The sequence below is a fragment of the Dechloromonas sp. HYN0024 genome, from assembly GCF_003441615.1.
Classification (GTDB): domain Bacteria; phylum Pseudomonadota; class Gammaproteobacteria; order Burkholderiales; family Rhodocyclaceae; genus Azonexus.
Map to the genome: position 1 here is coordinate 1,812,431 of NZ_CP031842.1, position 26,602 is coordinate 1,839,032.

Annotated in this window: 26 protein-coding genes; 23 read left to right on the forward strand and 3 right to left on the reverse strand. The window is 56.5% G+C overall.

Annotation, left to right across the window (positions count from 1 at the left end; translation table 11 throughout):
* The first annotated feature begins 228 nt into the window (after positions 1 to 228).
* From HYN24_RS08775 to HYN24_RS08860, 18 genes are all read left to right on the forward strand, one after another.
* On the forward strand, positions 229 to 1,170 hold the full coding sequence (locus tag HYN24_RS08775; protein ID WP_117608894.1) for an EpsD family peptidyl-prolyl cis-trans isomerase: 942 nt from the start codon (positions 229 to 231) through the stop codon (positions 1,168 to 1,170).
* A 32-nt stretch (positions 1,171 to 1,202) separates the two neighbouring features.
* The gene (gene epsE / locus HYN24_RS08780; protein ID WP_117608895.1) at positions 1,203 to 2,012 is read left to right on the forward strand and encodes a polysaccharide export protein EpsE; all 810 of its coding nucleotides are present in this window, start codon (positions 1,203 to 1,205) and stop codon (positions 2,010 to 2,012) included.
* A gap of 12 nt (positions 2,013 to 2,024) precedes the next feature.
* Positions 2,025 to 3,449, forward strand: coding sequence for a chain length determinant protein EpsF (epsF, locus tag HYN24_RS08785; protein WP_117608896.1), 1,425 nt, complete (start codon positions 2,025 to 2,027; stop codon positions 3,447 to 3,449).
* Positions 3,450 to 3,460: 11 nt separating this feature from the next.
* A complete protein-coding gene (gene epsG / locus HYN24_RS08790; protein ID WP_117608897.1) occupies positions 3,461 to 4,366 on the forward strand; it encodes a chain length determinant protein tyrosine kinase EpsG in 906 nt (301 codons plus the stop codon).
* Between the two features lie 20 nt (positions 4,367 to 4,386).
* On the forward strand, positions 4,387 to 5,292 hold the full coding sequence (gene xrtB / locus HYN24_RS08795; protein ID WP_117608898.1) for an exosortase B: 906 nt from the start codon (positions 4,387 to 4,389) through the stop codon (positions 5,290 to 5,292).
* A 4-nt stretch (positions 5,293 to 5,296) separates the two neighbouring features.
* Positions 5,297 to 5,989 carry an exosortase-associated protein EpsI, B-type gene (gene epsI / locus HYN24_RS08800; RefSeq protein ID WP_117608899.1) on the forward strand — a complete coding sequence of 231 codons (693 nt, stop codon included), beginning with the start codon at positions 5,297 to 5,299 and terminating at the stop codon, positions 5,987 to 5,989.
* Entirely contained in the window at positions 5,986 to 7,071 is a 1,086-nt protein-coding gene (gene gmd / locus HYN24_RS08805; RefSeq protein WP_117608900.1) for a GDP-mannose 4,6-dehydratase, read from the forward strand. Before epsI ends, gmd begins: the two co-directional genes overlap by 4 nt.
* Before the next feature lie 13 nt (positions 7,072 to 7,084).
* The gene (locus tag HYN24_RS08810; RefSeq protein ID WP_117608901.1) at positions 7,085 to 8,065 is read left to right on the forward strand and encodes a GDP-L-fucose synthase; all 981 of its coding nucleotides are present in this window, start codon (positions 7,085 to 7,087) and stop codon (positions 8,063 to 8,065) included.
* A 22-nt stretch (positions 8,066 to 8,087) separates the two neighbouring features.
* Positions 8,088 to 9,020 (forward strand): glycosyltransferase family 2 protein, encoded by a 933-nt coding sequence (locus tag HYN24_RS08815; RefSeq protein ID WP_117608902.1) that lies wholly within the window; start codon positions 8,088 to 8,090, stop codon positions 9,018 to 9,020.
* A 48-nt stretch (positions 9,021 to 9,068) separates the two neighbouring features.
* Entirely contained in the window at positions 9,069 to 9,566 is a 498-nt protein-coding gene (locus HYN24_RS16265; protein ID WP_205421356.1) for an oligosaccharide flippase family protein, read from the forward strand.
* Between the two features lie 26 nt (positions 9,567 to 9,592).
* Positions 9,593 to 10,561 carry an oligosaccharide flippase family protein gene (locus HYN24_RS08825; RefSeq protein ID WP_256372109.1) on the forward strand — a complete coding sequence of 323 codons (969 nt, stop codon included), beginning with the start codon at positions 9,593 to 9,595 and terminating at the stop codon, positions 10,559 to 10,561.
* A complete protein-coding gene (locus HYN24_RS08830; protein ID WP_162888671.1) occupies positions 10,558 to 11,835 on the forward strand; it encodes an O-antigen ligase family protein in 1,278 nt (425 codons plus the stop codon). Before HYN24_RS08825 ends, HYN24_RS08830 begins: the two co-directional genes overlap by 4 nt.
* A complete protein-coding gene (locus HYN24_RS08835; protein ID WP_117608906.1) occupies positions 11,832 to 13,067 on the forward strand; it encodes a hypothetical protein in 1,236 nt (411 codons plus the stop codon). Before HYN24_RS08830 ends, HYN24_RS08835 begins: the two co-directional genes overlap by 4 nt.
* Before the next feature lie 188 nt (positions 13,068 to 13,255).
* On the forward strand, positions 13,256 to 15,478 hold the full coding sequence (locus HYN24_RS08840; protein ID WP_162888672.1) for a glycosyltransferase family 4 protein: 2,223 nt from the start codon (positions 13,256 to 13,258) through the stop codon (positions 15,476 to 15,478).
* The gene (locus tag HYN24_RS08845) at positions 15,460 to 16,653 is read left to right on the forward strand and encodes a glycosyltransferase family 4 protein (RefSeq protein ID WP_117608908.1); all 1,194 of its coding nucleotides are present in this window, start codon (positions 15,460 to 15,462) and stop codon (positions 16,651 to 16,653) included. The genes HYN24_RS08840 and HYN24_RS08845 overlap by 19 nt, the downstream gene beginning before the upstream one ends.
* Positions 16,650 to 17,819: a glycosyltransferase family 4 protein gene (locus HYN24_RS08850; RefSeq protein ID WP_117608909.1), complete on the forward strand. Its 1,170-nt coding sequence runs from the start codon at positions 16,650 to 16,652 to the stop codon at positions 17,817 to 17,819. Before HYN24_RS08845 ends, HYN24_RS08850 begins: the two co-directional genes overlap by 4 nt.
* Positions 17,816 to 18,589 (forward strand): WecB/TagA/CpsF family glycosyltransferase, encoded by a 774-nt coding sequence (locus tag HYN24_RS08855; protein ID WP_117608910.1) that lies wholly within the window; start codon positions 17,816 to 17,818, stop codon positions 18,587 to 18,589. Before HYN24_RS08850 ends, HYN24_RS08855 begins: the two co-directional genes overlap by 4 nt.
* On the forward strand, positions 18,579 to 19,085 hold the full coding sequence (locus tag HYN24_RS08860) for a GDP-mannose mannosyl hydrolase (protein WP_117608911.1): 507 nt from the start codon (positions 18,579 to 18,581) through the stop codon (positions 19,083 to 19,085). Before HYN24_RS08855 ends, HYN24_RS08860 begins: the two co-directional genes overlap by 11 nt.
* A gap of 23 nt (positions 19,086 to 19,108) precedes the next feature.
* On the opposite strand, the gene HYN24_RS08865 is transcribed toward HYN24_RS08860, so the two are convergent.
* Positions 19,109 to 19,633 carry an FxDxF family PEP-CTERM protein gene (locus tag HYN24_RS08865; protein WP_117608912.1) on the reverse strand — a complete coding sequence of 175 codons (525 nt, stop codon included), beginning with the start codon at positions 19,631 to 19,633 and terminating at the stop codon, positions 19,109 to 19,111.
* A 516-nt stretch (positions 19,634 to 20,149) separates the two neighbouring features.
* On the opposite strand from HYN24_RS08865, the gene HYN24_RS16015 reads away from it, so the two are divergent.
* Together HYN24_RS16015 and HYN24_RS08875 are read left to right on the forward strand one after the other, a co-directional pair.
* Positions 20,150 to 21,043 carry a PEP-CTERM sorting domain-containing protein gene (locus tag HYN24_RS16015; RefSeq protein WP_205421357.1) on the forward strand — a complete coding sequence of 298 codons (894 nt, stop codon included), beginning with the start codon at positions 20,150 to 20,152 and terminating at the stop codon, positions 21,041 to 21,043.
* 192 nt (positions 21,044 to 21,235) lie between these two features.
* Complete coding sequence (locus HYN24_RS08875; protein ID WP_117608913.1) at positions 21,236 to 22,177, forward strand: trypsin-like serine protease; 942 nt, start codon at positions 21,236 to 21,238, stop codon at positions 22,175 to 22,177.
* Positions 22,178 to 22,220: 43 nt separating this feature from the next.
* Here HYN24_RS08875 and epsL read toward each other — a convergent pair whose 3' ends face one another.
* A complete protein-coding gene (epsL, locus tag HYN24_RS08880) occupies positions 22,221 to 23,432 on the reverse strand; it encodes an XrtB/PEP-CTERM-associated polysaccharide biosynthesis outer membrane protein EpsL (RefSeq protein WP_117608914.1) in 1,212 nt (403 codons plus the stop codon).
* Positions 23,433 to 23,543: 111 nt separating this feature from the next.
* On the opposite strand from epsL, the gene HYN24_RS08885 reads away from it, so the two are divergent.
* Genes HYN24_RS08885 through HYN24_RS08895 form a run of 3 tightly spaced genes read left to right on the forward strand, consistent with a single transcriptional unit; the run spans position 23,544 to position 25,957 of the window.
* The gene (locus HYN24_RS08885) at positions 23,544 to 24,941 is read left to right on the forward strand and encodes an undecaprenyl-phosphate glucose phosphotransferase (protein ID WP_117608915.1); all 1,398 of its coding nucleotides are present in this window, start codon (positions 23,544 to 23,546) and stop codon (positions 24,939 to 24,941) included.
* Complete coding sequence (locus tag HYN24_RS08890) at positions 24,931 to 25,290, forward strand: VanZ family protein (RefSeq protein WP_162888673.1); 360 nt, start codon at positions 24,931 to 24,933, stop codon at positions 25,288 to 25,290. The genes HYN24_RS08885 and HYN24_RS08890 overlap by 11 nt, the downstream gene beginning before the upstream one ends.
* A gap of 28 nt (positions 25,291 to 25,318) precedes the next feature.
* On the forward strand, positions 25,319 to 25,957 hold the full coding sequence (locus tag HYN24_RS08895; RefSeq protein WP_240327644.1) for a lytic transglycosylase domain-containing protein: 639 nt from the start codon (positions 25,319 to 25,321) through the stop codon (positions 25,955 to 25,957).
* On the opposite strand, the gene HYN24_RS08900 is transcribed toward HYN24_RS08895, so the two are convergent.
* Positions 25,871 to 26,542 (reverse strand): CAAX prenyl protease-related protein, encoded by a 672-nt coding sequence (locus HYN24_RS08900; protein WP_117608918.1) that lies wholly within the window; start codon positions 26,540 to 26,542, stop codon positions 25,871 to 25,873. The two genes, HYN24_RS08895 and HYN24_RS08900, sit on opposite strands and share 87 nt — an antisense overlap.
* Positions 26,543 to 26,602 lie beyond the last annotated feature (60 nt).

Genomic DNA, 26,602 nt, shown 5'->3' on the forward strand with positions numbered 1-26,602 from the left:
GTTATTGACCAGTCCGTCAGGTAGAAGCGCCATCCGGCCTGACTGCGGAGGGCATTTTCTCGGAAAATTGCGTCTCAACAAGCTGTCTCCGGCGGGCCGAAAATCCGGTTTTTCCCTGAAACCAGCGTGAAACAATGTTCTCGCGGCTTTCATCTTACTGACACTTTTCTTTCGCACAATGCACGGCCGGAATGTTCCATGGCTCCACTCCACTAAGGATTTCTCCCCATGCATTTGCCGTTTACGCCCAAGCTTCTCGCGATCCTGGTTACCACTGCCACTGCCCTGACCCTTGCCGGCTGCGACAAGGCCGACAGCAGCAAAACAGCGACCCAGGTTGCGGCCAAAGTAAATGGCACGGAGATTTCTGTCCATCAGATCAACACCATCCTGACGAGAGCTTCCGGCGTCACCAACGAGAATGCGCCCCAGGCCCGCAAAGAAATCCTTGACCGCCTGATCGACCAGGAACTGGTTGTCGGGCAAGCCATGGCCAAGAAACTGGACCGTACGCCGGAAACCCTCAGCGCCATCGAAGCGGCTCGCCGCGAAGTGCTTTCCCGCGCCTATCTGGAGCAGGTTTCCGCCACTGCCGCCAAACCTTCAGCCGATGAAATTAAGCATTACTTCGACGAGAACCCCAACCTGTTTTCGAAGCGCCGCATCTACAACATTCAGGAACTCTCGATCAACAAGAGCTCCGGCTCGATGGACGGCCTAAAGGAATTTGCCAGCACCGGCAAGTCCATGGAAGAAATAGCCATCTGGCTGAAGGCCCACAACCTTCAGACAAAGGGCGGCGCCAGTACCCGTCCGGCAGAACAGATCCCGCTCGAATTGCTGCCTAAAATCGCCACCATGAAAGACGGGCAAACCAGCATCATCGACACCCCGCAAGTCATGGTCGTCCTCCGATTGGTCAGTTCCCAGTCTGCCCCGGTCGACGAAAGCACCGCCAAGCCGGTCATCGAGCAATATCTGCAAACCCAGCGCAAAAACAAGGCCGTCGCCGACGAAATGAAACGATTGAAGGAAGGCGCCAAGATCGAATTTGTCGGCGACTTTGCAAAGCCGGCGACCGCAGCCGCGCCAGCCAAGGAAACCCCCGTTGCAGACAACAAGGCCCCCCCCGGCAACGCCCTCGAAAAGGGCGTCGCCGGTCTCAAGTGACCGGCCTAGCTCACCCCCTGGAAAAAACAGTTATGGCAATGGCCCTCAATCGCCTGCTCGCGTTCGTTTGTCTGCTCGTGTCGACAACGCTTGTCATGGCCGACAATCGAACGGATTTCGACTACAAACTGGGACAAGGCGATGCCATCCGGATTGTCGTCTTTCAGAACCCCGACCTGACACTCGACACCCGTGTCTCAGAAAGCGGCTCCATTACCTACCCCCTGATTGGCACTGTGCAAATCGGCGGGCTCACTATTGAAGCGGCCGAAAAGCAGATTGCCAAAGGTCTCAAGGATGGCGGATTCGTCCAGCAACCACAGGTCAATATCGTCCTCGTTCAGGTTCGCGGCAATCAGATTTCCGTACTCGGTCAGGTTAACCGCCCCGGACGCTTCCCCCTCGAAACGTCCAATACCCGCCTTTCCGATGCCCTTGCCATGGCCGGCGGCATTGCCCCTACCGGGGGCGATACCATTATTATCACCGGGATCCGCGAAGGAAAAGCTTTCCGCCGCGAAATCGATTTCACCGCCATCTACATTGCCAGCGAGAACCAGAACGACATTCCAGTAACAGCCGGTGACGTCATCTACATCCATCGCGCCCCCATGTATTACATCTATGGCGAAGCGCAGCGCTCCGGGTCTTACCGCATAGAGCGCAACATGACTGTTCAGCAGGCCCTGGCCCAGGGTGGCGGCATGACCATGCGCGGTACCGAATACCGCATCCGCATACACCGCCGCGGCACCGACGGAAAGATCACCAAGCTGTCACCGGACATGGCCGAACCCATTCTCGCCGACGACGTCATCTATGTCCGTGAAAGCCTCTTTTAAGGTCGCCCAGCCATGACCCTGCAACAATTTCTCATCATTCTCTGGGCCCGCCGCAAGCTGGTTCTGGCGATTTTCGTGATTTGCGTGCTCGGCACGACCGTGGTCACCTTTTTACTGCCCGAGGAATACACCGCCAGCACCGCAGTCCTGCTCGACGTCAAATCACCGGACCCTATTGCCGGAACGGTTCTTCCTGGACTTATGGCACCTGGCTACATGGCTACTCAGGTGGACATCATCAATAGCGAGCGCGTTGCCATGCGTGTCGTCAAGACACTGCAACTTGACGAAAACCCGACCATCAAGCAGCAATGGCTAGTAGCCACCGAAGGTAAAGGCCAGGTTGGTCCCTGGCTTTCGCAATTGCTGCAAAAGAAGCTGTCAGTAAAACCATCCCACGACAGCAATGTGATCGCCATCAGCTATTCCGGTGCCAATCCCGCCTTCGCCGCCAGCCTTGCCAACGCGTTTGCTCAAGCCTACATCGACGTGAATCTTGAACTGCGCATCGAACCGGCGCGACAGAGTGCCCTGTGGTTCGACAGCCAGGTCAAGCTCGCCCGTGAACGCCTAGACACTGCTCAAGCAGCACTTTCCGATTTCCAGCAAAAATCCGGGATCATAGCTACCGACGAACGCTTGGACTATGAGACTCAGAAATTAAACGAACTCTCTACCCAGTTGACTACCGCTCAAGCCCAAGGAACCGACTCATCCAGCAAACGTCATGCCGGTCAGGCAGATACCTTGCCGGAAGTCATGCAAAGCGGACTCATCAGCCAACTCAAGGCTGACATCGCTCGTCTGGAAGCAAAACAGAAGGATCTTGCCGGCAATATCGGCGAAAACCATCCCCAATACAAGCGCTCCTCTGCTGAACTGGCCGAACTCAAGAGCAGGATGAACGCCGAAATAGATCGCATCAGTAGCTCGATTGGCACTGCCGGCACCATCAGCAAGCAAAAAGGCGTCGAACTTGTTGCTTCAGTTGCTGCACAGAAGGCCAAAATTCTTGAGTTGAAGAAACAACGGGACGAAATCAGTCTGCTGGTACGTGAAGTGGAAACCGCTCAGCGTGCCTTCGAAGCTGTCGGGCAGCGGACAACCCAGACGCGCCTAGAATCTCAAAGCATTCAGACCAACGTATCGGTCCTCAACCCGGCCAATGAGCCTTTGAAGGCATCCAAGCCACGAGTAATACTGAATATATTGGTGTCTATATTAGCCGGCATGCTGTTAGGTGTTGGTGCGGCGATGATCGCCGAACTAGCGCATCGCCGCGTACGCTCGCCGGAAGATCTGATCCAGGCACTGAACCTTCCGGTTCTCGCCATCTTTGAACCGGAAGCCAGTGATCGAAACTGGCTGCAATTCTGGCAGCACCTGCCAGGTCGCCTGCCCCGACTCTTTCCCTTCCGCCGCCCGCGAACAGCCTGAGCACGAACCTCATGAATTTTGCCTCAACTCCTGAATCAGTCATCACCCGAGCTGCTCCCTATGCCATAAGCGGTGGTTCGATCGGCGCCATCCTTATGGACATCGGCCGCCTGACGCCAGAAGCCGCCGAACGTATCCTGAAATTACAAAAGGAGTCTGGACTCCGCTTCGGTGATGCCGCCATCAAACTTGGCCTACTGACCGAAATGGACGTCCGTTTCGCACTTTCCCGCCAATTCGACTACCCCAACCTGGCGCCCGGTGATAAAAGTGTCAGCGAGGAGGTGGTCGCCGCCTTCAAGCCCTATTCCCCAGCAGTTGAACGACTGCGCGCCTTGCGCAGCCAGCTAATGCTCCGTTGCTTCGATCTGGATGCTGAAAACCGCAGCGAAAAACACTGCCTTGCCATCGTCAGCCCCGAACAGGGCGAAGGTCGCAGCTACCTTGCGGCAAACCTCGCCGTAGTCTTCTCACAACTGGGCGAGCGAACCCTGCTCATCGATGCCGACCTACGCCAGCCGCGTCAGCACGAACTTTTTTGCCTCGGCAACCACGCCGGCCTGTCGGCTGTACTCTCTGGCCGAGCCAACATGGACGATGCAATCCACCGCATTCCCAACCTGCTCGGGCTTTCCGTCATGCCGGCTGGTGCGATTCCGCCCAACCCGCAGGAACTGTTGAGCCGCCTGGCTTTCGGCAATCTGCTGAACGATGCGCGCGAGCGATTCGATATCGTGCTTATCGACACCCCCGATGCCAGCCGCAGCGCCGATGTCGAAACGATTGCCACCCGTGCCGGTGCGGCCTTGGCCGTAAGCCGCAAGCACTTCACCTCCACCCGCCGCCTGCAATTGCTTGTGGACTCGTTGCGCCAGGCGGGATCGCCAGTCGTCGGCGTGGTTCTCAACGAATTCTGACGCGACCGGATCGATCAGTCATGGCCCAATCCACTAACGCCCTGCGTGCCCCCGGCACTAGCCAGCCACCAGGCTGGTATGGCTGGATAATTGTTGGACTAGGGCTGTGCGCCATGTATGCGCCAAGCTTTATCGATCTGTTCCGCAGCATCTGGCGCACTGAAACCCAGGCCCATGGCCCCATCGTTCTTGCCATATCCTGCTGGTTGCTTTACCAGAAATGGCCGGCCATGTGGGAAGCAAGCAAAGGCCAGCAGACCTCGCCTTGGGGTTGGCCGACATTTTTCATTGGACTTCTGCTCTATTTGATTGGTCGGTCGCAGGACATCCTGATTTTCGAAATCGGCTCCCTCATCTGGCTGCTGGCCGCCGTGTTCCTGCTGCTGCGGGGCAGCGCAGCAATAAAGACACAGTGGTTTCCGCTGTTCTTCATGCTATTCATGATCCCCCTGCCCGGCCCCCTAGTCGATGCTGTCACCATGCCCATGAAAATGGCTGTCTCCTACGTTGCCGAGCAGGCTCTCTACTGGGCGGACTATCCAATCGCCCGGCAGGGCGTCATCCTGCAAATCGGTCAGTACAAGTTGCTGGTCGCTGATGCCTGCGCTGGCTTGCATACGCTATTTACGCTTGAAGCCCTCGGCCTGCTCTATCTCAATCTGGTGCGGCACGACTCATTGTTCCGAAATGTCACCCTGGCCGTATTCATCGTCCCAATTTCTTTCTCGGCCAACGTAATCCGCGTCATGGTACTCACGCTGATTACTTACTACTTCGGGGACGCCGCCGGGCAAGGCTTCCTGCACGGCTTTGCTGGCATGGTGCTGTTTCTGACTGCGCTACTACTAATTATCGGCGTCGATACCCTGCTCCAGTTTTCCGTAAAGTTCCGCGGTGCAGAGCAGCGCCAATCAACCAGGCAATGATGCAATGATCCATCTGATCAAGTACCTCCTCCTTTTTGTACTGATGGCTGCCACCTCCGGCATGGCCGTGGCCTTGCGACCGACACACCGGATTGCCGACGATACCGCACCAGTGAATCTGGACGCGATGATCCCGAAAGCCTTTGGCGAATGGCGGGAAGAACCCCAAAACACCGCCCAGATCGTCGATGCCCAGCAAAAGCAAGTGATTGATCGGATCTACGCCCAGACACTATCGCGCAACTACATCAATGCCAATGGCTACCGGATGATGCTCTCCATCGCCTATGGCAAGGATCAGGACGACTCCCACCAGGTCCATAAGCCAGAAATTTGCTATCCGGCCCAAGGGTTCATATTGAAAAGCAAGCGGTACGACCACGTCGACACCGGCTTTGGGTCGATTTCCGTCACACGTGTCGAAACCAGCCTGGGATCGCGCAATGAACCCATCACCTACTGGATAACGGTCGGTGACCGCGTTGTCGGCCCCCGACTCGACAAGAAACTGGTGGAAATGAGCTACGGCCTGCGCGGACAGATTCCCGACGGAATGCTCGTCCGGATATCTTCCATTGATCCTGAATCACCACACGCGTTCCAGATACAAAACCAGTTCTTAACCGAAATGCTAACCAGCAGTAGCCCGCAAACCCGGCAAAGAATCATCGGCACCCCCAAGCGAGAACAGCAATGACCAAAAAAGCACTCATCACCGGCGTCACGGGCCAGGACGGCGCCTACCTCGCCGAATTGCTGCTCAAAAAGGGCTATGAAGTCCACGGCATCAAACGCCGTGCCTCGCTCTTCAACACGGATCGTATCGACCACCTGTACCAGGATCCGCATGTCGAAAACAAGAATTTCATCCTGCACTACGGCGACCTGACCGACTCGACCAACCTGATCCGCATCATCCAGCTCGTCCAGCCTGATGAAATCTACAACCTGGCTGCCATGAGCCACGTTGCAGTCAGCTTCGAAACCCCGGAATACACCGCCAACGCCGACGGCATCGGCACCCTGCGCATCCTCGAAGCCATCCGCATCCTCGGCCTGGAAAAAAAGACCAGGTTCTACCAGGCCAGCACCAGCGAACTCTACGGCCTCGTCCAGGAAATCCCGCAGAAGGAAACCACCCCCTTCTACCCGCGCAGCCCCTATGCAGTGGCCAAGATGTACGCCTACTGGATCACCGTAAACTACCGGGAAGCCTACGGCATATATGCCTGCAACGGCATCCTGTTCAACCACGAATCCCCCCTTCGCGGCGAAACCTTCGTCACCCGAAAGATCACCCGCGCCCTCGCACGCATAAAGCTCAACCTGCAGGACTGTCTCTATCTCGGCAACATGGATTCCCTGCGCGACTGGGGCCATGCCAAGGACTACGTCGAGATGCAATGGTTGATGCTGCAACAAGAGCACCCTGAAGACTTTGTGATCGCCACCGGAATCCAGTTCAGCGTCCGCGAATTCGTCGACGCAGCCGCGCGCGAACTCGGCATCCAGATCACCTGGCAAGGCTTGGGCGTGGAAGAAACCGGCGCTGACCAGCACGGCAATGTCATTGTCAGGATCGACCCGCGCTACTTCCGCCCGACGGAAGTCGAAACCCTGCTCGGCGACCCCACCAATGCCCGCGAAAAACTCGGCTGGACGCCAAAGACCAGTTTCCAGGAACTCGTCTCCGAAATGGTCCGCGAAGACCTGAAGAGCGCTGAGCGTGATGAACTGGTCAAGAAACACGGCTATGCTGCCTTCGATTACCACGAATAAATCTAACGTCATCATGGACAAGCAAGCAAAAATCTACGTTGCTGGTCACCTGGGCCTCGTCGGCTCGGCCATCGTGCGCAACCTGCAGGAGAAAGGCTACGCCAACCTCTTGCTGCGCACCCGTGCAGAACTCGACCTGACCAACCAGGCCGCAACCGATGCCTTCTTCGACCAGGAAAAACCGGACTACGTCTTCCTTGCCGCGGCCAAAGTCGGCGGCATACTCGCCAACAACAACTTCCCGGCGGAATTCATCCGCGACAACCTGGTCATTCAGAACAACGTCATCCACGCCGCATACGTAAATGGTGTCTTTCGCCTGATGTTCCTCGGCTCCAGCTGCATCTACCCCAAGCTGGCGCAGCAGCCGATGAAAGAAGAATACCTGCTCACAGGCCCGCTCGAAGAAACCAACCGCCCCTACGCCCTGGCCAAGATCGCCGGCATCGAAATGTGCTGGAGCTACAACCGCCAATACGGCACCCAGTACCTCGCCGCCATGCCGACCAACCTCTACGGCCCCGGCGACAACTACCACCCGGAAAACAGCCACGTCATCCCGGCGTTGATCCGCAAATTCCACGAAGCCAAAATCGCCAATGCCCCCACTGTCACCGTTTGGGGCACTGGCACACCGAAGCGCGAATTCCTCTACAGCGAAGACATGGCCGACGCCTGCGTCTACCTGATGAACCTGCCGGATGACGAATACAACGCCTACCTGGGCAGCGATAAAGCCAAGAACGGAACCTTTACTCCACCGGTCATCAATATCGGCGTCGGGGAAGATGTCACCATCGCAGAACTGGCCAAAGCGGTGAAAACAGCCATCGGCTTTACGGGCAGAATCGTTTTTGACACCAGCAAGCCTGATGGCACACCGCGCAAGCTTCTCGACGTTTCTCGCCTGAAGAATTCCGGCTGGGAAGCATCGACGCAACTTACGCAGGGCCTGCAGCAAGCCTACGCCGACTTCCTGGCCGCAAACCCTTAACCGGGCTGCCACGAGCATTTGCATGACGAATCGAACCCCGCCGGAAATCAGCGTCTGTGTCTGCACCTACAAGCGGCCTTCGCTGCTCCAGCAACTGCTTGAAAGTCTCGCCCAACAAAACCTCTCGCTATCAAGGTTTGAAATTATTGTAGTCGATAACGATGCAAGCGGCTCCGCTCGCCAAATCGTTGAACAGGTTGCACAGCGATTTCCAGAACTAGCCATTCGCTACGAAATCGAAACGAACCAAGGAATATCCTACGCACGTAACAGAACCGTTTCGCTAGCCACCGGTCAGTTTCTCGCCTTCATTGATGACGATGAATGGGCGGTCGACAACTGGTTAACCGACTTGATGGCTTGCATCAAAGCAAGTGGGGCCGATGCCGTACTCGGTCCGGTGATCCCACAGTATCCTGCAGACTCCCATGCCTGGGCGATCAAGAGCAGATTCTTTGAGCGCCCGAGATTTGCAACGGGAACTATGATCGGTTGTGATACCTGTCGTACGGGAAATGCCCTCGTCAGGGCAGACCGGTTAAATGCCAGGCAACCCCACCCTTTCGACGAGCGCCTTGCCCTTTCGGGCGGCGAGGATCACGATTTCTTCAAATGGTGCGCTAGCGAAGGCGGCCGCTTCGTCTGGTGCGACACCGCAGAGGTCAACGAAGCCGTTCCCCTGCACCGACAAGACCTGCGGTTCATTCTCGAACGCTGCTTTCGGACATCAACGCGCTACTGGCGAGATGAATATGCCGTACGTTCCCAATGGTGGGCACTCTACAAAGCCATTGCAGGATTGATCGGAGGGCCCAGTCTTATCCTGCTGGGCGTCCTGTTGCTCCCTTTTGGCCTGGGTAAAACGATACGCACCTGGGGCAAGGGCATAAATGGCCTGGGCCGGGTCGCCGCACTTCGCAATGTTCCGCTCGTCGGTTATGGCAAGCACCCATGAATGGCTTTTTTGTTTTCCCCGAGTCGAACCAGATGGAAGGGCTTGCCCGTGTCGTCAGATAGTGTCTCGTCCCGCAGTGCCATAGCACTCCTGTGGGGAACTGGCGGAGCGATTGGAAAGATTGCCGGCCAACTCGTCGTTCAGATCACACTGGCCCGCATTCTCGATCCGGTCGCCTTCGGCCAATATGCAGCAGTACTGACAGTCGTCGGTCTTGGATATATCCTCGCCGATGCCGGTTTCGGCTCCGCGCTCGTACAAAAAGAAAAGCTGGACTCCACCGATGTTAGCTTGGCATTGGGCTGGTCACTTGTGTTCGCAGGCATCGTGGCCTTTCTGATGATCGCTTTGGCCCCTGTACTTGCGCATCAGTTTGGCGATGCTTCCCTTGAACCTCTGTTCATCGTCTGCGCCATTCTCATCCCGTTTCAGATCATTTTGAATCTTTCTTCCAGCCTACTGCGTCGCGATCTGCACATGCGCGGCCTGCAGATTATTCAGGTGATTTCGTACACATTTTTTTTGGCGGTGTCGCTACCACGCTAGCGATAACCGGTTATGGCGTATGGAGTCTGGTTGCCGGCTTCGGAGCACAAACTCTCTTTTCGCTGGTAGCGACCTATTCGTTGGCCAGACATACCCTTCGACCGCGTCTCCGCGGTGATCTGAAATTGATGCTGTTTGGAATGAAATCATTGGCTAACGAGATTACTAGCTGGTCGATGGATAACCTAGATCGCTTTTTGGTAGGTAAATTATGGGGCGTTTTCTCGCTGGGCCTTTACTCGGTCGCCTTCAACCTCTCCAAAGCCCCCTCTGGGCTGCTAATCAGCACGGCCCAAAGTATCGCTTTCGCAAGCGCCGCACGACTGCATGGCAATCCGGTAGCCGTCCGCAAGGGGTTTCTGGTGGTGATGGCCGCCATCGCTCTTGCCACCTTGCCTGTATTTGTTCTCGTCGCCTTCGAATCCGAGACCGTCCTATATATTGTCTACGGTGCAAAGTGGATAAAGGCTGCTCCCTACATGACAGCACTGGCGCTTTCCATCCCCTTACTGTCGATGGGCTCAATCACCGCCGCGATATTGCGCGGCACAGGCGCTGCGGGAACCGAACTGGTCATTATGGTGACTTCAGCCATTGTCCTTTTGGGCAGTTACCTGATCTTGCGCGACGAATCGTTGGTGGTCGCCGTCTGGGCAGTTCCCCTAGCTTATCTGGTGCGTTTCCTGCTGCTGGTCGCAGCAATACACAAGCGTCTCGAACTTCGTCTTGCTGACTTGCTGACTGCATTTCGCGGTCCGTTTGTACTGGCCCTGACTGGAATCCTGGTCACCGTACTGACCCATGACATACCGCAGGCAGAAGTAATCGGCATGGGCATACTGCCGCCGCTTGCTGGCTGCTTAGCCATATTGGTGCTCCTCGCCTCGCGATTCAATTGGTGTCTTGGAGCACCACTGTCGGACATGCTCCGGGAAAAACTCTCAGCCGGTCGCCTTGGTTCGACCATTGCTTGGCTAGAAAGGGGCAAGCATTGAAAAATCAAACTGCCGCAAGCAACGGAAACCCGGTGCAGTTCGGGCTTCCCATCTTGCCGCCCCGCCCGGCCACAGTCAGCAAGCGCAACCTGCCACCGTTTTCGTCGCTGCCGCTGCTCTTCCTAATCATGATCAAACCATTGACCGACGCCTTCTATGAAGTCGAGGCAGTGAAATACGGCTACATCCTGCTTCTAATTTTCGCATCAATATTTGCAAAAATCGGCCAGACATTCAGCGGCGCCCCGGTAGACACTCGCAACAAATCACTGTTTGCCTATATCTGGTTGATCGCCTTCTACTTCGCCTTCTTGTTTGGGTTGGCAATCATCTACGGGGGTACCCTGGCGGAAATTTTCAAGATCATCAGTCCCTTCGTCTTCTTCGCGCTGGTGATCTACGCGACCGACCGCTGGCTGATCTACGCGCTGGCGGCTGGTGCGGTACTGACCATCGTCGTCAATGCCGGGTTTCTGCCTTTCGATTACGGCTGGGTCACATGGGGAGCGGTAAAAACCTTCAAGGGTTATTACTTCTTCAAGACCGATCTGGCCTATGCGCTGAGTTTTTCAGTATTGATATACGCTTTCTATGCTCGAAACTCGATGACCCCGATACTGGCAATGTTGATGCTGCTTGCCGCCGCAGAAGTCGTGCTGGCAAATTCCCGCCTTAACTATCTGACGTTTGCATGCGTGGCCATCTTCATCGCCGCCAAGGGCGGTGTGAGTTTCCGCTCCATGGTTCGCTATAGCCTACTATTTGCTTTGCTAGGCGTAGTCATCGTGTTGCTGTATGACCCGACAAAATTTCTCGGCTTTGACACAAGCAGCGAGGCTGGCTTCACGCAGGGGCGAAACGTAACATGGGGACACCTTTTCGAAGCATTGGCTAACTATTCACCTGTCGAGTGGCTGTTCGGAAAAGGCGCCTATGCCGATTTGATCGTTTCCATGGAAAACACGTCAATCGGGCAAGCAGTCCATAATGCCCATAACGAATATCTCCACATGATCTTTACTCAGGGCATTTTGGGTTCAGGTCTGTACATTCTTCTCTGGTCAAGAACCTTCCGCATGTCGGACGTTCCTGATATGCCCGGGTGGGCCCGTGGCACCAGTGCCATCGCGCTATTTATGTTCATGCTCCAGGGCATGACCGCCGTGGTGTCGTCTTTTGCCACCAAAACCTGGCCATTGGTTATGGTGCTCCTGGCCTTGCGCAGTCTGACAACCGGTACTGACCAGAATAAGCCGTTCGTCTCGCCAACATGAAAACACCTTGGTGCCTGTTATCGGTTTTTCTGGCGACCGCTGTTGTCAATGTTGCTACTGCAGAAGATTCGCTGACGCTCGGGTTCCACGCCCACAATCCGAACCACATTGAGGCTGCAGCGAGAGCCGGGTATGCAGCCATTCGGCTATGGGACACCGGCACCGACTGGTCTAGCATCAAACCGCAGCGGGAACAGTGGAATTTCGAGCGCATAGACGCCTACCTGGCCGCCAGCGAAAAAGCCCATCTGAAAATTCTCTGGACCCTCGGCAGTACGCCACGCTGGGCCTCGGCGCGACCAAACGAGAGGTGCGCCTATGGCCTTGGCTGCGCCGCCGAACCAGCAAATATTGAGGACTGGCGACGGTATGTCAGGACCGTGGCTACGACATTTCGTGGCCGTATCGAATGTTACGAACCCTGGAATGAAGTGAGCTTTCCGAGTGACCCTATTTTCAGGTTACCTGGAACAGGGGGCGACCCAAGTCAGTTTTTTTCAGGTTCTGTTGAAGCCATGGTCAATCTCACCCGCGTGGCCTATGAGGAAATAAAGCAGGTTGATCCACAGGCATGCGTGTTATCACCATCATTCCACTCATCTGGCAACTGGGCTGAAAAACTCGATCGTTTTCTTGCCGCAGGAGGAGGACGATATTTCGATGTCGTCAGCCAGCACTTTTACTTTGGAGAAGAACCGGAACGCATTGTTCCAACCATCAGGGCAATGAAACAAGTGCTGGCAAAACACAAACTCAGCCATTTGCCAATCTGGAATAGCGAGACCGGTTGGCCGTTTTTGGAGCAACGTCCAAAATGGCCCAAGCTGTCTTTGGAAGAGTTGGTATATGCCGTGACCCTGCGAACCTACCTGCTGAACCGTTCGGAAGGCGTATCCCGAATTTACTGGTATGCATGGGATAACAAAGGCATGGGGTTCTTCGATACAGGCACGAATATCGACTTCGGTAGTGCCGCCGCTTCTGCTGCCATACATCTATTGGACGGCGTCGAATCTGCAAGCTGTGAAGTCAATGGACTTTTATGGCAATGCCACGTAGCAACGAGGCAAAAACGCTTCAAGGTGCTGTGGCTTTCCGGAAATAACGTCGAACCCGTTTTAGTCACATTCAAGGACAAGGGCATTCGCTGGGGGCGTAGACCGGAAGTCCTGCCCGCGGGCCAAAAAATCGCACTCGATGGCCGCCCAGTTATCGTTGAAGAAAATTATTAGTCAAGAAATTACGCGTCAATAATTTTGATAGCGATGGCTGAATTCACGTGCTTTTCATCTTGGCACGACAAAATTCAAAATTGAATTTCCCTTGTTTCCAAAGTTTCACAGCAAGCCGTTCAGGCGGTTTCCTAGCATGGACAAGGGCAAAGCATATTCACAATGAAATCAGAACAGAGTAATCAACGTTGAATCCGAAAATCACTGCTGCCATTGTGACGAATGCGCCCGCCCCCTATCGCGTACCAGGATGGCGCAAGGTTTCTGAATCCATGAATATACGGCTAGAAGTTATCTACTGCACACAGCCGCACATTGACACCTCGCTAGATGCCGCAGCGCATGGATTTTCCACGCATTTCTTGACGGGCCGCTACCGGGCCATGGACCGTCGCTTCATGCACAGCGACTTCGGTATATGGAAATTACTCAATCGCTTGCAACCGGATGTGGTTATTACAACCGGCTTCATACCCACCTATCTTTTTGCTTTTGCCTGGGCTGTTTTTCACCGGGTACCGCATATCGCCATGACCGACGGCACTGCGCAGTCAGAGAAATCGCTATCTTGGTTACACCGGATTACTCGACGAATCGTATTTTCGCTTAGCGCTTCGTTTATTGGTGCCTGCGAAGGTTCTCGCAATTTGTACAGACAGTATCGCGTACCGGAAAATCGAATTCACCTCTCCCAACTCTGCACAGACAACGCGCATTTCTCTGTGCCCACCACCCAGGCCCCTGTCGATTTCATTTTTTGTGGGCGCTTCATCGAAGCCAAGCGCCCCCTGTTTGCCCTGGCAGTGGCGCAAGAAGTCGCTATTCGCCTTGGCCGGAAAACCTCTATCGACTTTGTTGGCAGTGGCGCTCTGGAACCCGCAATGCGCGACTACGCAGCGCAGATATCCGATCTGGTCGATACACGCTTTCATGGGTATCTCACCCAGGCCGAATTGCCGCATCACTACGCCAATGCACGCATTTTTCTCTTCCCTACTGAAGCTGATGTCTGGGGCGTTGTGGCCAATGAGGCCTGCGCAACCGGCCTACCGATTATCGTGACACCTCATGCCGGAGTGGCCGGCGAACTTGTCGTCGATGGCAGCAACGGCCATGTCTTGGAACTAGACCTTTCTGCCTGGACAGAAGCTGCTATCGATCTGCTGACCAACGAGGCGAAATACCAGCGTTTCTCGCAAAGTAGTCTGGCTCGCGTTGCCGAATATACCTTCGAGCATGCCGCGTTGGGCCTGTCCAATGCCATCCGGCAGGCCCAACCCAAACGCACTGTGTGCATCATTCAGGCTGTTGCCAAGCAATACCGACGCCCGTTTTTTGATTTGCTACATGCCCACCTGCTGAAAAATGGGGTCGTGCTGACCGTGGTTTACAGTGCGCCCAACAAACGGGAAGCCTTGCGCCAGGACGCGGTCGATTTACCAGACAGCTACGGCCACAAAGTACCGGCTTACTGGGGACCGGATTATCGGATTCTCCATCAACCCTGCCTTATCCGCGCCATGGCTGCCGACCTCGTCATTGTCGAGCAGGCATCGAAGCATATCCTCAACTATTTGCTGACATTCCTGCGGATTTTCGGCATTGGTCGGATGGCTTACTGGGGCCACGGCCGCAACTGGCAACACGATGGCGCGGAGTGGCTTGAGCTGGTCAAAAACCACCTGCTGGCCGGTGCGGACTGGTGGTTTGCATACACGCACAAAGTTGCCCGCTATGTGGTGGACAGCGGCTTTCCGGCTGGGCGTATAACCGTCGTCCAGAACAGCGTAGACGTAACAGCTTTTCGAAAGGCCATCGAAACCTTCGATCATGAGCCGCGTCTGGCCTTGAGAAAACACCTCGGCATACCACCGGAAGCAGCGGTTGGGCTGTTTTGCGGCAGCATGCATGTGTCGAAGAAGCTAGGCTTTTTGATCGAGGCGGCGATATTGATTCGCGCCCAGGCCCCGCGATTTCACCTCATCCTTGTCGGTGCCGGGCCGGATGATGCAGTTGCCAGCCAGGCAGCGGCAAGACATGACTGGATTCATTACACTGGCCCCCTGTTCGGTGCCGACAAGGCCGCGCACTTCGCCATCGCCGACGTATTTCTCTGCCCAGGACTTGTCGGACTGGCCGTGCTTGATGCCTTCGCAGCCGGCTTGCCGCTGTTTACAACTGACATTCCCATTCACTCTCCTGAAATAGATTATCTGGAGAATGGCGTCAATGGCCTGATGACCGAGGCCAAACCAATTCGGTATGCCGAAGCGATCGTCACCTGCCTTGTAAACCCGCAGGAGCTTGCCCGTCTGCAAATAAATGCGAAGGCTTCATCCCTTCGCTATGGCATGGACGTCATGGTTGAAAACTTTGCTCAGGGAGTGCTGTTGTGCCTCAGAAAATCCTGATCGCCACGATATTGCGACCAGAAGGAGATACCGGGGTCCAGTCGCATTTTCGGGCATTCTTGTCCTGGCTCGAAAAGAAGGCTTTGCCGGCTTCACTGGTAACGCCGTACAACTGTCATCGGTGGCAGGTATTTCCGACCTTCGCCTTACGTCGCCTGATCGATCCGTTTTGCAAGCCAGGCAGTGTCTGGTGGTATCGCCACTGGCACCAGTTCTTTTTGAAACGCGCCATGCGTGCCGCGCTAGCGGATGGCAAGCCTTGCTCAGTCTACGCGCAGTGCCCGCTCTCTGCGGCAGCTGCCCTGAGCACCCGGAAAACACAGGACCAGCGTGTGGTAATGGTGGCCCATTTCAATATTTCCCAGGCGGATGAATGGGCTGGTAAAGGCATGATCCGCGAAGGAAGCCCGCTGTATCGCTCCATTCAAAAATTCGAGGCTGATGTTCTCCCGCGCGTGGATGGTTTGATATTCGTCTCCGACTTCATGCGCGGAGAGGTCACCGTGCGTATTCCGGCAACTGCCAGCGTTCCCTACCGTATCGTGCCGAATTTTCTGGCTGATCCGTACCGCAATATTGATCCGAAAGAACCCGAAGCTGATCTTATCTGCATAGGCACATTGGAGCCGCGCAAGAATCAGCGTTACGCATTGGAGATCGTGGCGGCGGCAAAAAGGCTTGGACGCCGCCTTAGTTTGACGGTAGTAGGTGACGGCCCTGATCGCTCGATGCTGGAAGCCTTGGCTGTGCAACTTGGCATCGGGGAGCAAGTGGCGTTTGCCGGTTATGTCAGCAATGCAGTCAGCCTGATGCCGCTACATCGTGCGTTTTTGCACGTAGCGCTGATGGAGAGCTTCGGTATCGTTCTTATCGAAGCGATGGCGTATGGTTTGCCGGTTTTTGCCCCGGCGGTGGGTGGTATCCCAGAAGTGTTTATTGAAGGTAGCGAGGGGCGCTTCATTCCCTTTGGCAATGCCGATACAGCTGCACGATTTATCATCGACCTTCTGGACTCGCCACAGGCAATGAAGGCCGCCCAGCAGGCGGCACGCGAACGATTTCTAGCGCATTTTGAGTCTGCCAGGGTGGCCGAGAAATTGGCTGGTTTCCTTGGGCAGGAAAGTAGAATCGCCCCGCAGATGAGTGCTCGAAAGTCGGAAATAACTTTAATATGAGCGCCCTCAAAGTCCTGCTCGTCCACAACGCCTACCAGCTACGCGGCGGAGAGGATTCCGTGGTAGAGGCCGAACTAACCTTGCTGCGCGGGCACGGCCACGAGGTTGAGGTGTTTCAGCGCCATAACGATGAACTGAAAACCGTGCCGCGCCTTCAAGCAGCGGCAGACACCATCTGGTCACTCCATTCAGCCAAAGGGCTGTCTGAGTTGATTGGTCGATTCAAACCGGATGTTGTTCACTTCCACAACACCTTTCCTCTGATCTCACCGGCGGCGTACTGGGCCGTACGGTCTGCCGGTCTGCCTGTCATACAGACCCTACACAATTTTCGTCTGCATTGCCCGCAAGCGAGCTACTTGCGTAATGGTCGGATGTGCGAAGACTGCCTTGGCCATCTTCCCTGGCGAGGCGTACTGCGATCTTGCTATCGAGGCTCGACGTCTCAATCGGCAGTACTGGTCGGCATGACGGCAATTCATCGCGCCCTGGGTAGCTATCGCAGCAAAGTGACCCGTTATATTGCACTGAACGATTTCTGCCGGCGCAAGTTCATTGAAGGCGGCCTGCCCGCAGAGCGCATTGCAGTGAAACCAAATTTTGTCGATTTTTCACCGCCGCCGCAGGGTAAACGCGAGGGATTTCTCTTTGTCGGGCGCTTGTCGTTCGAAAAGGGAGTCGATGCAATGGTACGCGCCTGGGCGCTAATGGATTCGGGCAACTTGCGGGTTGCTGGCACAGGCCCGGAGGCCAACTTGCTAGATGGTCAGCGAAACCTGACGGCTCTGGGCGCCCTTTCGGGCGATGCCGTAATAGGCGAGATGGTGCGCTCGCTGGCATTGGTGCTACCGAGCATCTGCTATGACAGCTTCCCGCGCACTCTGGTTGAAGCATTCGCCTGTGCCTTGCCGGTAATCGCGACCCGGCTCGGGCCTCTGGCGGATCTGGTCGAGGACGGCGTGACCGGCCTGCTCTTTGAGGCGGGCAATGCCGATGATCTGGCCCAGAAACTGACGTGGGCGCAGGCGAATCCGGAGGCGATGGCGTCTATGGGGCGCAATGCGCGCGCCCGATATGAGGCCGAATTTTCCGCTGAACCTAATTACCGACAACTGATCGCCATCTACAACGACGCGATAAATGCTGTTTCGAAGGAAGAAAAATGACGAATTCTGCCCTGTTTTCACGCGTCACCGCACCGGTGCTGGGCGCTCCGATTGATGCGCTGTGCGGGGAGACTGCTGCGACACGCATCCTGCGTTGGGCGGCGGGGCGCGAGTCGCGCTACATATGCATCGTCAACGCCCATTCGGTCGTAAGCACGACACAGGATGCGGCCTTTTTCAAGGCGGTGAGCGAAGCCGACATGTCGACGCCGGACGGTGCTCCTGTCGCCTGGATGCTGCGCCGCCAGGGCTTTGCCGGCCAGCCACGGGTGAGCGGGCCAGACCTAATGTGGTCACTGTTCGAGCGGTGCAGCACGGAACGGATAGGCGTCTATTTTTATGGCAGCACGGCTGAAACGCTGGCCAGACTACGTGATCGTCTGGCGACGGATTTTCCCGCACTGCGCATCGAAGGGATGGAATCACCGCCCTTTCGCCCGCTTGACGCCGAAGAGGATGCTGCAGCCGTCGACCGTATCAACGCTAGCGGTGTGGGGATTGTGTTTGTCGGCCTCGGCTGCCCGAAGCAGGAAAAGTGGATGGCCGATCACCGGGGCCGGGTCGAGGCCGTGATGATCGGCGTTGGGGCCGCCTTCGACTTCCATGCTGGCACAGTTTCCCGCGCCCCGGCATGGATGCGCGACAACGGGCTGGAGTGGCTGCATCGCCTGGCCTCAGAACCGCGACGGCTTTGGCGACGCTATCTGGTGACGAATACGCTGTTTGTAGTTGGTGCCATCAAACAACTGATTTTTGGTCATGCTCGATAAGGCCGATTTTCTGTCGGTAATTGATCGGACGCCGCTGGTAGCGGTCGACCTGATTATTGTTCGCGATTTGAAGGAGGTTCTGCTCGGCTTGCGCAAGAATCGTCCGGCCCAGGGTTACTGGTTCGTTCCCGGCGGACGGATATTCAAGAACGAGAAGATCAACGATGCGCTGATCCGGGTGGCCGATAGCGAGCTTGGCCTGGGCGATGCCCTTCGCCGAGGGGAGTTCAACCTGCGGCCGATGGGCAGTTTCGAGCACTTTTACCCCGATTGCTTCGCCGGCAACGACGCGATTTCAACCCATTACGTGGTACTTGGGCACCGTCTCGATGTGCCGAGAGGGTTCGATCTGCTAGGCATTGATGAACAACATGCAGAATTTCGCTGGTGGCCCGTTGACGAAGCGCGTGATGCAGCAGGGGTGCATCGCTTCACCAAAGATTATTTGGGGTCAGCGGATTTCGTTTTGCCTACCAGGCGAGCAGAAACCCAATAACGCCCGCTTCCCTAGCTGCCGATTCAGACGTACTTACGGCGTGACCCCACGCCTACGGCGACCAGGCCGGACAGCAGCATGAACCATTGCTCCGGTTCGGGAACTGCCGCCGCAACGACAGAATAGAACCCCGCCAGATAGCTGCCACCAGCCTGACCATTGGCGTTGCCGGTAACTTTCACCAAGTAGTCACCCGCCCCCAGGCCGGATGCGAAAAAGTTCGCGCTAGCGCCGGCAATCGCGGTATCGGGAGCAACCGCGTTAAACAGCGACAGGAACAGGCTGTCGATATGCAGAATCGGCGAACCGCCGAGATCCAGATTAAGAATGGATGCAGACCCGGCAATATCGCTGATGGTGTTCAGATGGAAAGTGAAGGTATCGGCGAACGAGCCGTAGTGAGTCACGGCTTGTGTATAGGGCTGCGCCTGCGGCAGCGCGCCGACATTATAGGTATCGGCAGCGGCCTGGCCGGAATGCAGGGTAACGGCAACGGCAAAAAGGCCAAGCGCCTTGGCAAGGGACGAACGAACGGTTTTTGAAAACATGGAAACTCCTGCTGATCCGGGGCATGCATTGATCGTGAGCAGATGCGCAACCAACGCCCTGCCATGACCGGCGGAAATCCATGACAAACGATTGAAAAATTCAATGGAAAATCATCCCGCCTCTGAATAATGCAGGATGACTGTTAAACCTGTTCGCGGCAAAGCCATGGCAAAAATAGTCCGTAATGACTACCCGGCACAAATGGGTTGCTCATATTTCGGTTGCACCACCGAGGTCAATTTGCCTCACCCACTGGCATCAAGACTATCAGGCCACTGTTACACCACATCACGCCATCCATAGATCAGTACTGGTTATTTCGAACCATGCACGCACCCGGATCGTTGCCGGATGCACTTGGCCAGAAATAGTCCGTTCGGTGCATTAGCAATGGGTAACACACTGGCATTGCTGCAACAATGAAAAATCACAATCTGACCATGCCTGCAAGCAGGTTGATCGGATACGGGTCTGGATGCCAAACATTTCCCCAAACAGATTTACAGGACATTGAAATGAATCATCGAAATCAGCTTTTGCGACTTGCCCCAGCGGCTCTTCTGGTTCTCTCTTGCGTGGGTCAGGCCCATGCATCAACGCCGCTGGCCTATTTGACCATTGACGGGGCCGATGCAAACGGTAACGCAATGGAATGGCGGGAAAACATGTCCGGCCTGATCAGCGTCGACGCCAGCGGCAATATCGCCCTGCGTCAGGGATCGACCAACGAGATCTATCGCAACACGGCGACCGATCAGGATTTTTGGCAATGGACGGCAAACGCCAACGGCAGTGGCTCCTGGAACTGGCATACCTTCCAGACCGCTGGCGCTGCTGGTGACCCGCTTGCCGTTGTCAGCCTGGACAAAATCATTGGCCATGGCGACCCCGATCTTTCCTACGGTTTCTATGCCAAGAACAACACCAACAGCACCCAGACATACACCTTGACCATTGGCGAGTCGATCACGCCGCCGACCTACGGCCCGACCACGGTCTACGCCGATATTGGGGCCTCGCTGACCAATCCCAGTGGCAACCTGACCTTTGCCCCGGTTTCCGGCCACATCCAGCAGTTCATGCTGTCCAGCGACGGCGGCCTGAGCTTCGTCAATGCCGGCGTCGATGTTGGTGGCACCTTCACGACCAGTACCACGGGAACCAGCTCCTATCTGGCGCAATCCCAGCCCCTGAGCGGCCCGACACCGACCAACCCGGCCACCGAGTGGAACTTCATGCAACTCGTCACCCGGTTCACGCTCTCGCCGAACAACGACATCGCCTCGGTATCCGGTTTCGCCTCGATCAATCCGGTGCCGGAACCTTCCTCCTACCTGATGATGTTTGCCGGTCTTTGCCTGCTTGGCGGGATGACTGCACGCAACAGCGGCTCTGGTCGCAATCGCTGACCGGAAGACGCTTCCGATAGCACAACGACAATTAGTGGTAGTCCTTTGCGGGCGGTCGAAAGACCGCCCTTTTTTTTCACCGTCATGTCGGTGTAGTCCATTAGGCCCACACCCGGAACTCATTGACCATGTGAAACGGAAACATGCGTCTGGGAGGATTGCACCACACCATACGAAGGTCACCGTTTCAGCATGCAAACCGAGCACCGACTCAACCAATGGCTTGTCGCCGCCGCCTTTCCTTTGCTCGTCGCGAGCCTGCCGGCCCACGCACTGATGGCTGGGGCATCGCCTGACTCGCCAGGTGCCCGCGTCGACCCCAACACCTTTTCCTCCCCTTTTGCCGGCGTCGGCAGCCTCTCAATCGGCAGCAGCACTTACTCAGGAACCCTTATCGCACCTGGCTATGTGCTTACGGCAGCCCATGTCGCCAGCGGTGTCGCGGCATCCGATATCGTGTTTAACCTGAACGTCGGTGGCAACCTGACCCAGCAGATCGGAGCCAGCGCCGTCTACGTAAATCCGGGCTATACCAGTTTCAGCAGCACCCATCCGGCCGATGGCGACCTGGCCATCATCAGGCTGGCTCAGGATGCAATAGCCGGCACACCCAGCTACTCACTGTATCGCGGCGACCTGGCGGCCGGCACCACCCTAACCCTAGTCGGATACGGCGATAGCGGTAATGGCGACACCGGCATCACCTCAGCCTTTGCCAATCCCTCGGTCAAACGCGTCGGCGAAAACAATGCCGACTTCTTTGCGGCACGAGTTGATGGCAGCATCGCCAAGGCCATCTATTATTTCGATTTTGACGGCCCCTCAGCCGCCACCAACATCATCGGTGGCAGAACGCTCGGCAACAGCCTGGAAACCTCGTTGGCCAGCGGCGACTCGGGTAGCCCTGCCTTTGTTCGGGATGCCAGCGGGAACTGGCTTCTCGCCGGGGTCAATACCTTTCGTTTTGGCACCACGACAAGCTTCGGCAATGGCGGCGGCGGGCAATTGATCGCCCCCTACGCCAACTGGATCGACAGTGTCATGGCACCGGTCCCCGAACCTTCACCCGCCAGCATGCTGCTCTCTGCCCTCGGCCTGCTCGGCGTTGTCGCGTTGCGCGGCCGCCGCGACTAGCCCCTTCCCCCGGCACGACCACCGGTTTCTGGCCGGGCCCCGATCAGAAGGTGTATTGGGCGCTTCCCATCAGGATATTGTCGTCATAGTTGAGATTGGCGTAGTTCGATTCCCGCTTCTCCTGGATGGCCGACAGGCTGAGGTTGAGGTTGCGGAAAGGCTGGTAGCTCGCGGTCAGAGAAAACGTTTCAATCTTGTCTGACCGCTTGGTGAGAAAACTCAATACGGCAACCGGATCACCCAGAAAATTGCGGGTTGCCCGCTCGTAACTCAGGCGCACAGACGTCTTCGTTGAAGGTGTCCAGATTGAAGCAAGATTGTAGGCATCTGTCAGCGCATAACTCGATAGAAGTTCATTTTGTGCCCCGATTTCGCGCCGGAAGCTGCTGACCATCGTCAATTTCCCGGTCAGACTCCAGGCCCAACTGGCATTACCCGTCCATCCGGAGAAGTTACGCTGCGGTACGTTCTGATGCGTTCGCTCGGTATGGGCCAGAAGTCCGTTCAGCCGGCTCGCCCCGCTTGGCACCCACAACATTTCAAGGGCGGCGTCGGTCTGCGAGAAGCCGTTATCGACCAGTGCGCCGGACACGAACTGCTGGTTCGGATACTGCCCGGTACTCCAGGTATTTTTGAGACGGATGTAGTTGCCGCTGGCCGGCGTGTAGCGAACACCCAGAGTGTATGAATCAACCGTGTTATTCGATATCTTGTTTGCCTCGGCACTGTAACTGCTCGCCACCTGACTGGTCATCGCCTCCAGATGCCACGAGGGTTGCAGGCGCAGATCAGCGTTCAAGTACTCGTTGTCGACACTGAGAATATTCTTGACCAGCGTGCGCTGATCGCGATAACCCGGCATCGAGCGATTGCGACTCTTGCCGACCGTACCGGTCAGGTCATCGGTTAGCTGCCAGTTAACGGCCCCGCTAATATTTCCCCCGGTATTGTTGAGCTGGGAGAACCGGGAGAAATTCACACTGTTCAAGGTCATGTCCAGCTTCAGACGCTGCCGGCCGATCAACTTGTCAAAACTTCCGCCGACAAAGCTGGTACGAATGACATCGCTGCGCTGATCAGTGCCAAAAACCGCCTTGGCACTAGTGCCAGGTGCTAGCCGGAAGATATTGTCGTCGAAAACGACCGTGCTGCCGCCAAAGATATTGAAGGCATCCGCCTCATCTGCACTCACCCCGGAGGCCAGCAGAAGAAGCAGTAAAGGCAGCGTACGCCAGCGGGGGGGATTGGAATGCATGCGGCCAAGTCTAGCGAGGCAATGTGACCATTCCTTTACCGATCCGGCGTCTGCCTGTCACAATCTTTACATGAGCAGAAGATACCCTAGCCCTTCTTTGGCAGGTATCCCATGTTCACCACCCTAAACAGACAAACTAACGTATTTCACTCACAGCTGAGCATTTTGTCGCTGATCGGGATGCTGCTTGAGCCGACCGTTATTCTGGCCGTACTGCTGGGCAGCGCGACGGTTTTCGACTACGGCATCGACGCCCCTTACGTTCTGCTTGGTCTTATCGTCTTTTCGATGACATTCCCCGGCACCTCGCGGATAGAGACACGATTTCGACGGGTTGTACGCGAAGTGGTCTTCGGCTGGCTGACGCTGGTTCTGATGCTCCTGTTTTTCGGCATATCGAGTGGCTACATCCGTCTGTTTGGCCAGGAAGCCCTGTTGGTCTGGTTCGTCGCCACGCCGATCATTCTGGTCATCGCCCATGAACTGGTGCGCCAGATTGCTTTCCGCATCCTCAGCCAGCATGAAAACAGGCATTTGGCGATTGTCGTCGGCATGACTGAAATCGGTTTGCGTCTGGCAAACCAGTTTCAAAACAATCCTTTCCATGGCACCCAGCTGCTCGGATTCTTTGACGACCGGGGTCGCGACCGCCTTGATAACGCCGGTGCCCAGGAAAGGCTGCTCGGGACCATCAACCAGCTGGCCGATTTCGTCAAGGAACATCGCATCGATCACATCTACATCACCCTGCCGATGGCCTCGCAGCCGCGAATCCTGACGCTGCTCGATCAATTGCGCGACACCACGGTATCGATCTTTTTCGCTCCCGACATTTTTCTCACCGACCTGATTCAGGGTCGGATGGACAGCGTTGGCGGCATGCCGGTGGTGGCTGTCTGCGAAACGCCGTTTACCGGGGTCAGCGGGCTGATCAAGCGCTCCAGCGACATTGTCCTGTCAATTCTGATCCTGATCATGATTTCACCGCTGCTGCTGGTGATTGCCGCAGGCGTCAAGCTCGGCTCGCCAGGGCCGATCCTGTTCAAGCAGCGGCGTTACGGTGTCGATGGGCAGGAAATCGTGGTTTACAAGTTCCGATCAATGACAGTTTGCGAAGATGGTGCCCAGATCACCCAGGCAACCCGAAATGACCAGCGCATTACGCGCTTTGGCAGCTTTCTGCGCCGGAGTTCACTTGACGAGTTGCCACAGTTCGTCAATGTGCTGCAGGGCCGCATGAGCATCGTCGGGCCGCGCCCCCACGCGGTTGCCCACAATGAGCTTTATCGCAAGGTAATCAAGGGCTACATGATCCGCCACAAGGTCAAGCCAGGCATCACAGGCTGGGCGCAGGTCAATGGCTACCGGGGCGAAACGGATACTGTGGACAAGATGCAGAAGCGCGTCGACTACGATCTCGAATACCTGCGCACCTGGTCGATCGGCATGGATTTGTGGATCATTGTCAAAACCGTTCTCGTCGTCTTCCGTGACAAACATGCTTACTAGATTGGGAGCGGCCAGGCTTGCTGGCTGGGCTGCCGCGGCATCTGCCCTGAGCATTCTGATCCTCGGTTCGACGCCTATTGCCATTGGCCTGTTCGTGCCGCCTTGGGACAAGGCAGCCCATTTCATCGCTTATTTCACCATCGGTTGTTTCGTCGCCCTCGGCTTTGGATGTCGTCGCCCGCTGCTAGGATTGATGTTGACCATCGGACTGGGCGCCATTGACAAATCTCTGCAATTTTTCGAGCCAGGAAGAATGCCCGAGTTGGCCGACCTGCTGGCTGATGCGGCCGGTGCCGGGGGGTCTGTCCTGCTCGCCAGTCGCGCTTCAATCACCACCGATGCGGACTGAGTTTGGCGCAGTAATTGCCGCCTGCCTCTTGTCAGCGCCTCTCACCAGCGGCCAGGTCTGGGCCGGGGCTAATGCTGACCCGGCGCCATACCGCCTCAAACTGGCCACCCCGGAAGTCTATCGGATGCAGTTGCCCGCCACGGCCGCGACGACCGTGCTACCCCATGACACATCAGTCAGGGAAGCTGCGGCCCGCGAGCATCTCGATGCCGAACTCCTGCACGCCGTCATGGCCACCGAATCCGGCCATCAGGCCAATGCCGTATCGCCGGCCGGGGCCATCGGTCTGATGCAGTTGATGCCCGCCACCGCGAAGCGCTTCGGGGTCATCAACCCGCTCTCCCCGAGTGAAAACATCAAGGGTGGTGCCGCCTATTTGCGTCAGCTCCTGAACCGCTTCGATCAGGACCTGAACCTCGCGCTCGCCGCCTACAATGCCGGCGAAGGCACCGTCGAAGCACACGGCCGAAAGATTCCCCCCTTTGCCGAAACCCGGCGCTACGTTCCGGCGGTGACCAGTCGCTACCGCGAACTGAAGAAGGAGTCCAATCCCTACCGCCTTGATCAGGCCAGGGCACCCTTACCAGAACTGCCAGTTGCCGGTGTAAAGCACCCAGATCCCGAGCAGAAAATTAGTCACCCCATGGGCTATGACCGCCGTCCATAAATTGCCCCGCCGCATGTACAGCCATCCGTAGACCAGACCGGCGACAATGCCGGCCAGCCAGAGCGAATGTTCGCTGCCGAAGAGAGTCGACGAGATGATCAGCCCGCGCCACCCAACCTTGCCAGGCGGCAGACCCAGAAAATCCGCCCGCTCTATCCAGCGCATGATGCAGGAACGCCAAAACAGTTCCTCCATGAGCGGCACCACCAGTGCCGCACCGACCACGCGCAAGAGCGCCAGCCGCCAGTCGATGGCTCCGGTAGCATCACGTGGATCATAGCCGGTGGGGTCGCCCAGGCTCGCCCATGCCTGATCAAGATTGATCCACAAAATGAATATGGCAACGCCAACCAGCAGTGCTGCCGGCCAGTCATCCAGGGCGTTGCGCAAGCTGCAGCGCAATTCACCAAACTGCGGCAGCAGCAGACCGAGTGCAGCCGCCACGGCACCAATCTGCAGGGCATAGATCCAACGCGCATCGGGAAAATGCGGCGCAAACCAGGGCCCGGCGGCGAGAAAGGCGATATAGAGGCCGAAGGGGATACTCCGGGCCAGCACCGGACCAAGGCGAGGAAGTGAATTCATGTTGATGCGGATCCCTGCAACGGCGAAGCGTCAACCGATGCATTCGGCATCGCTTCAGGT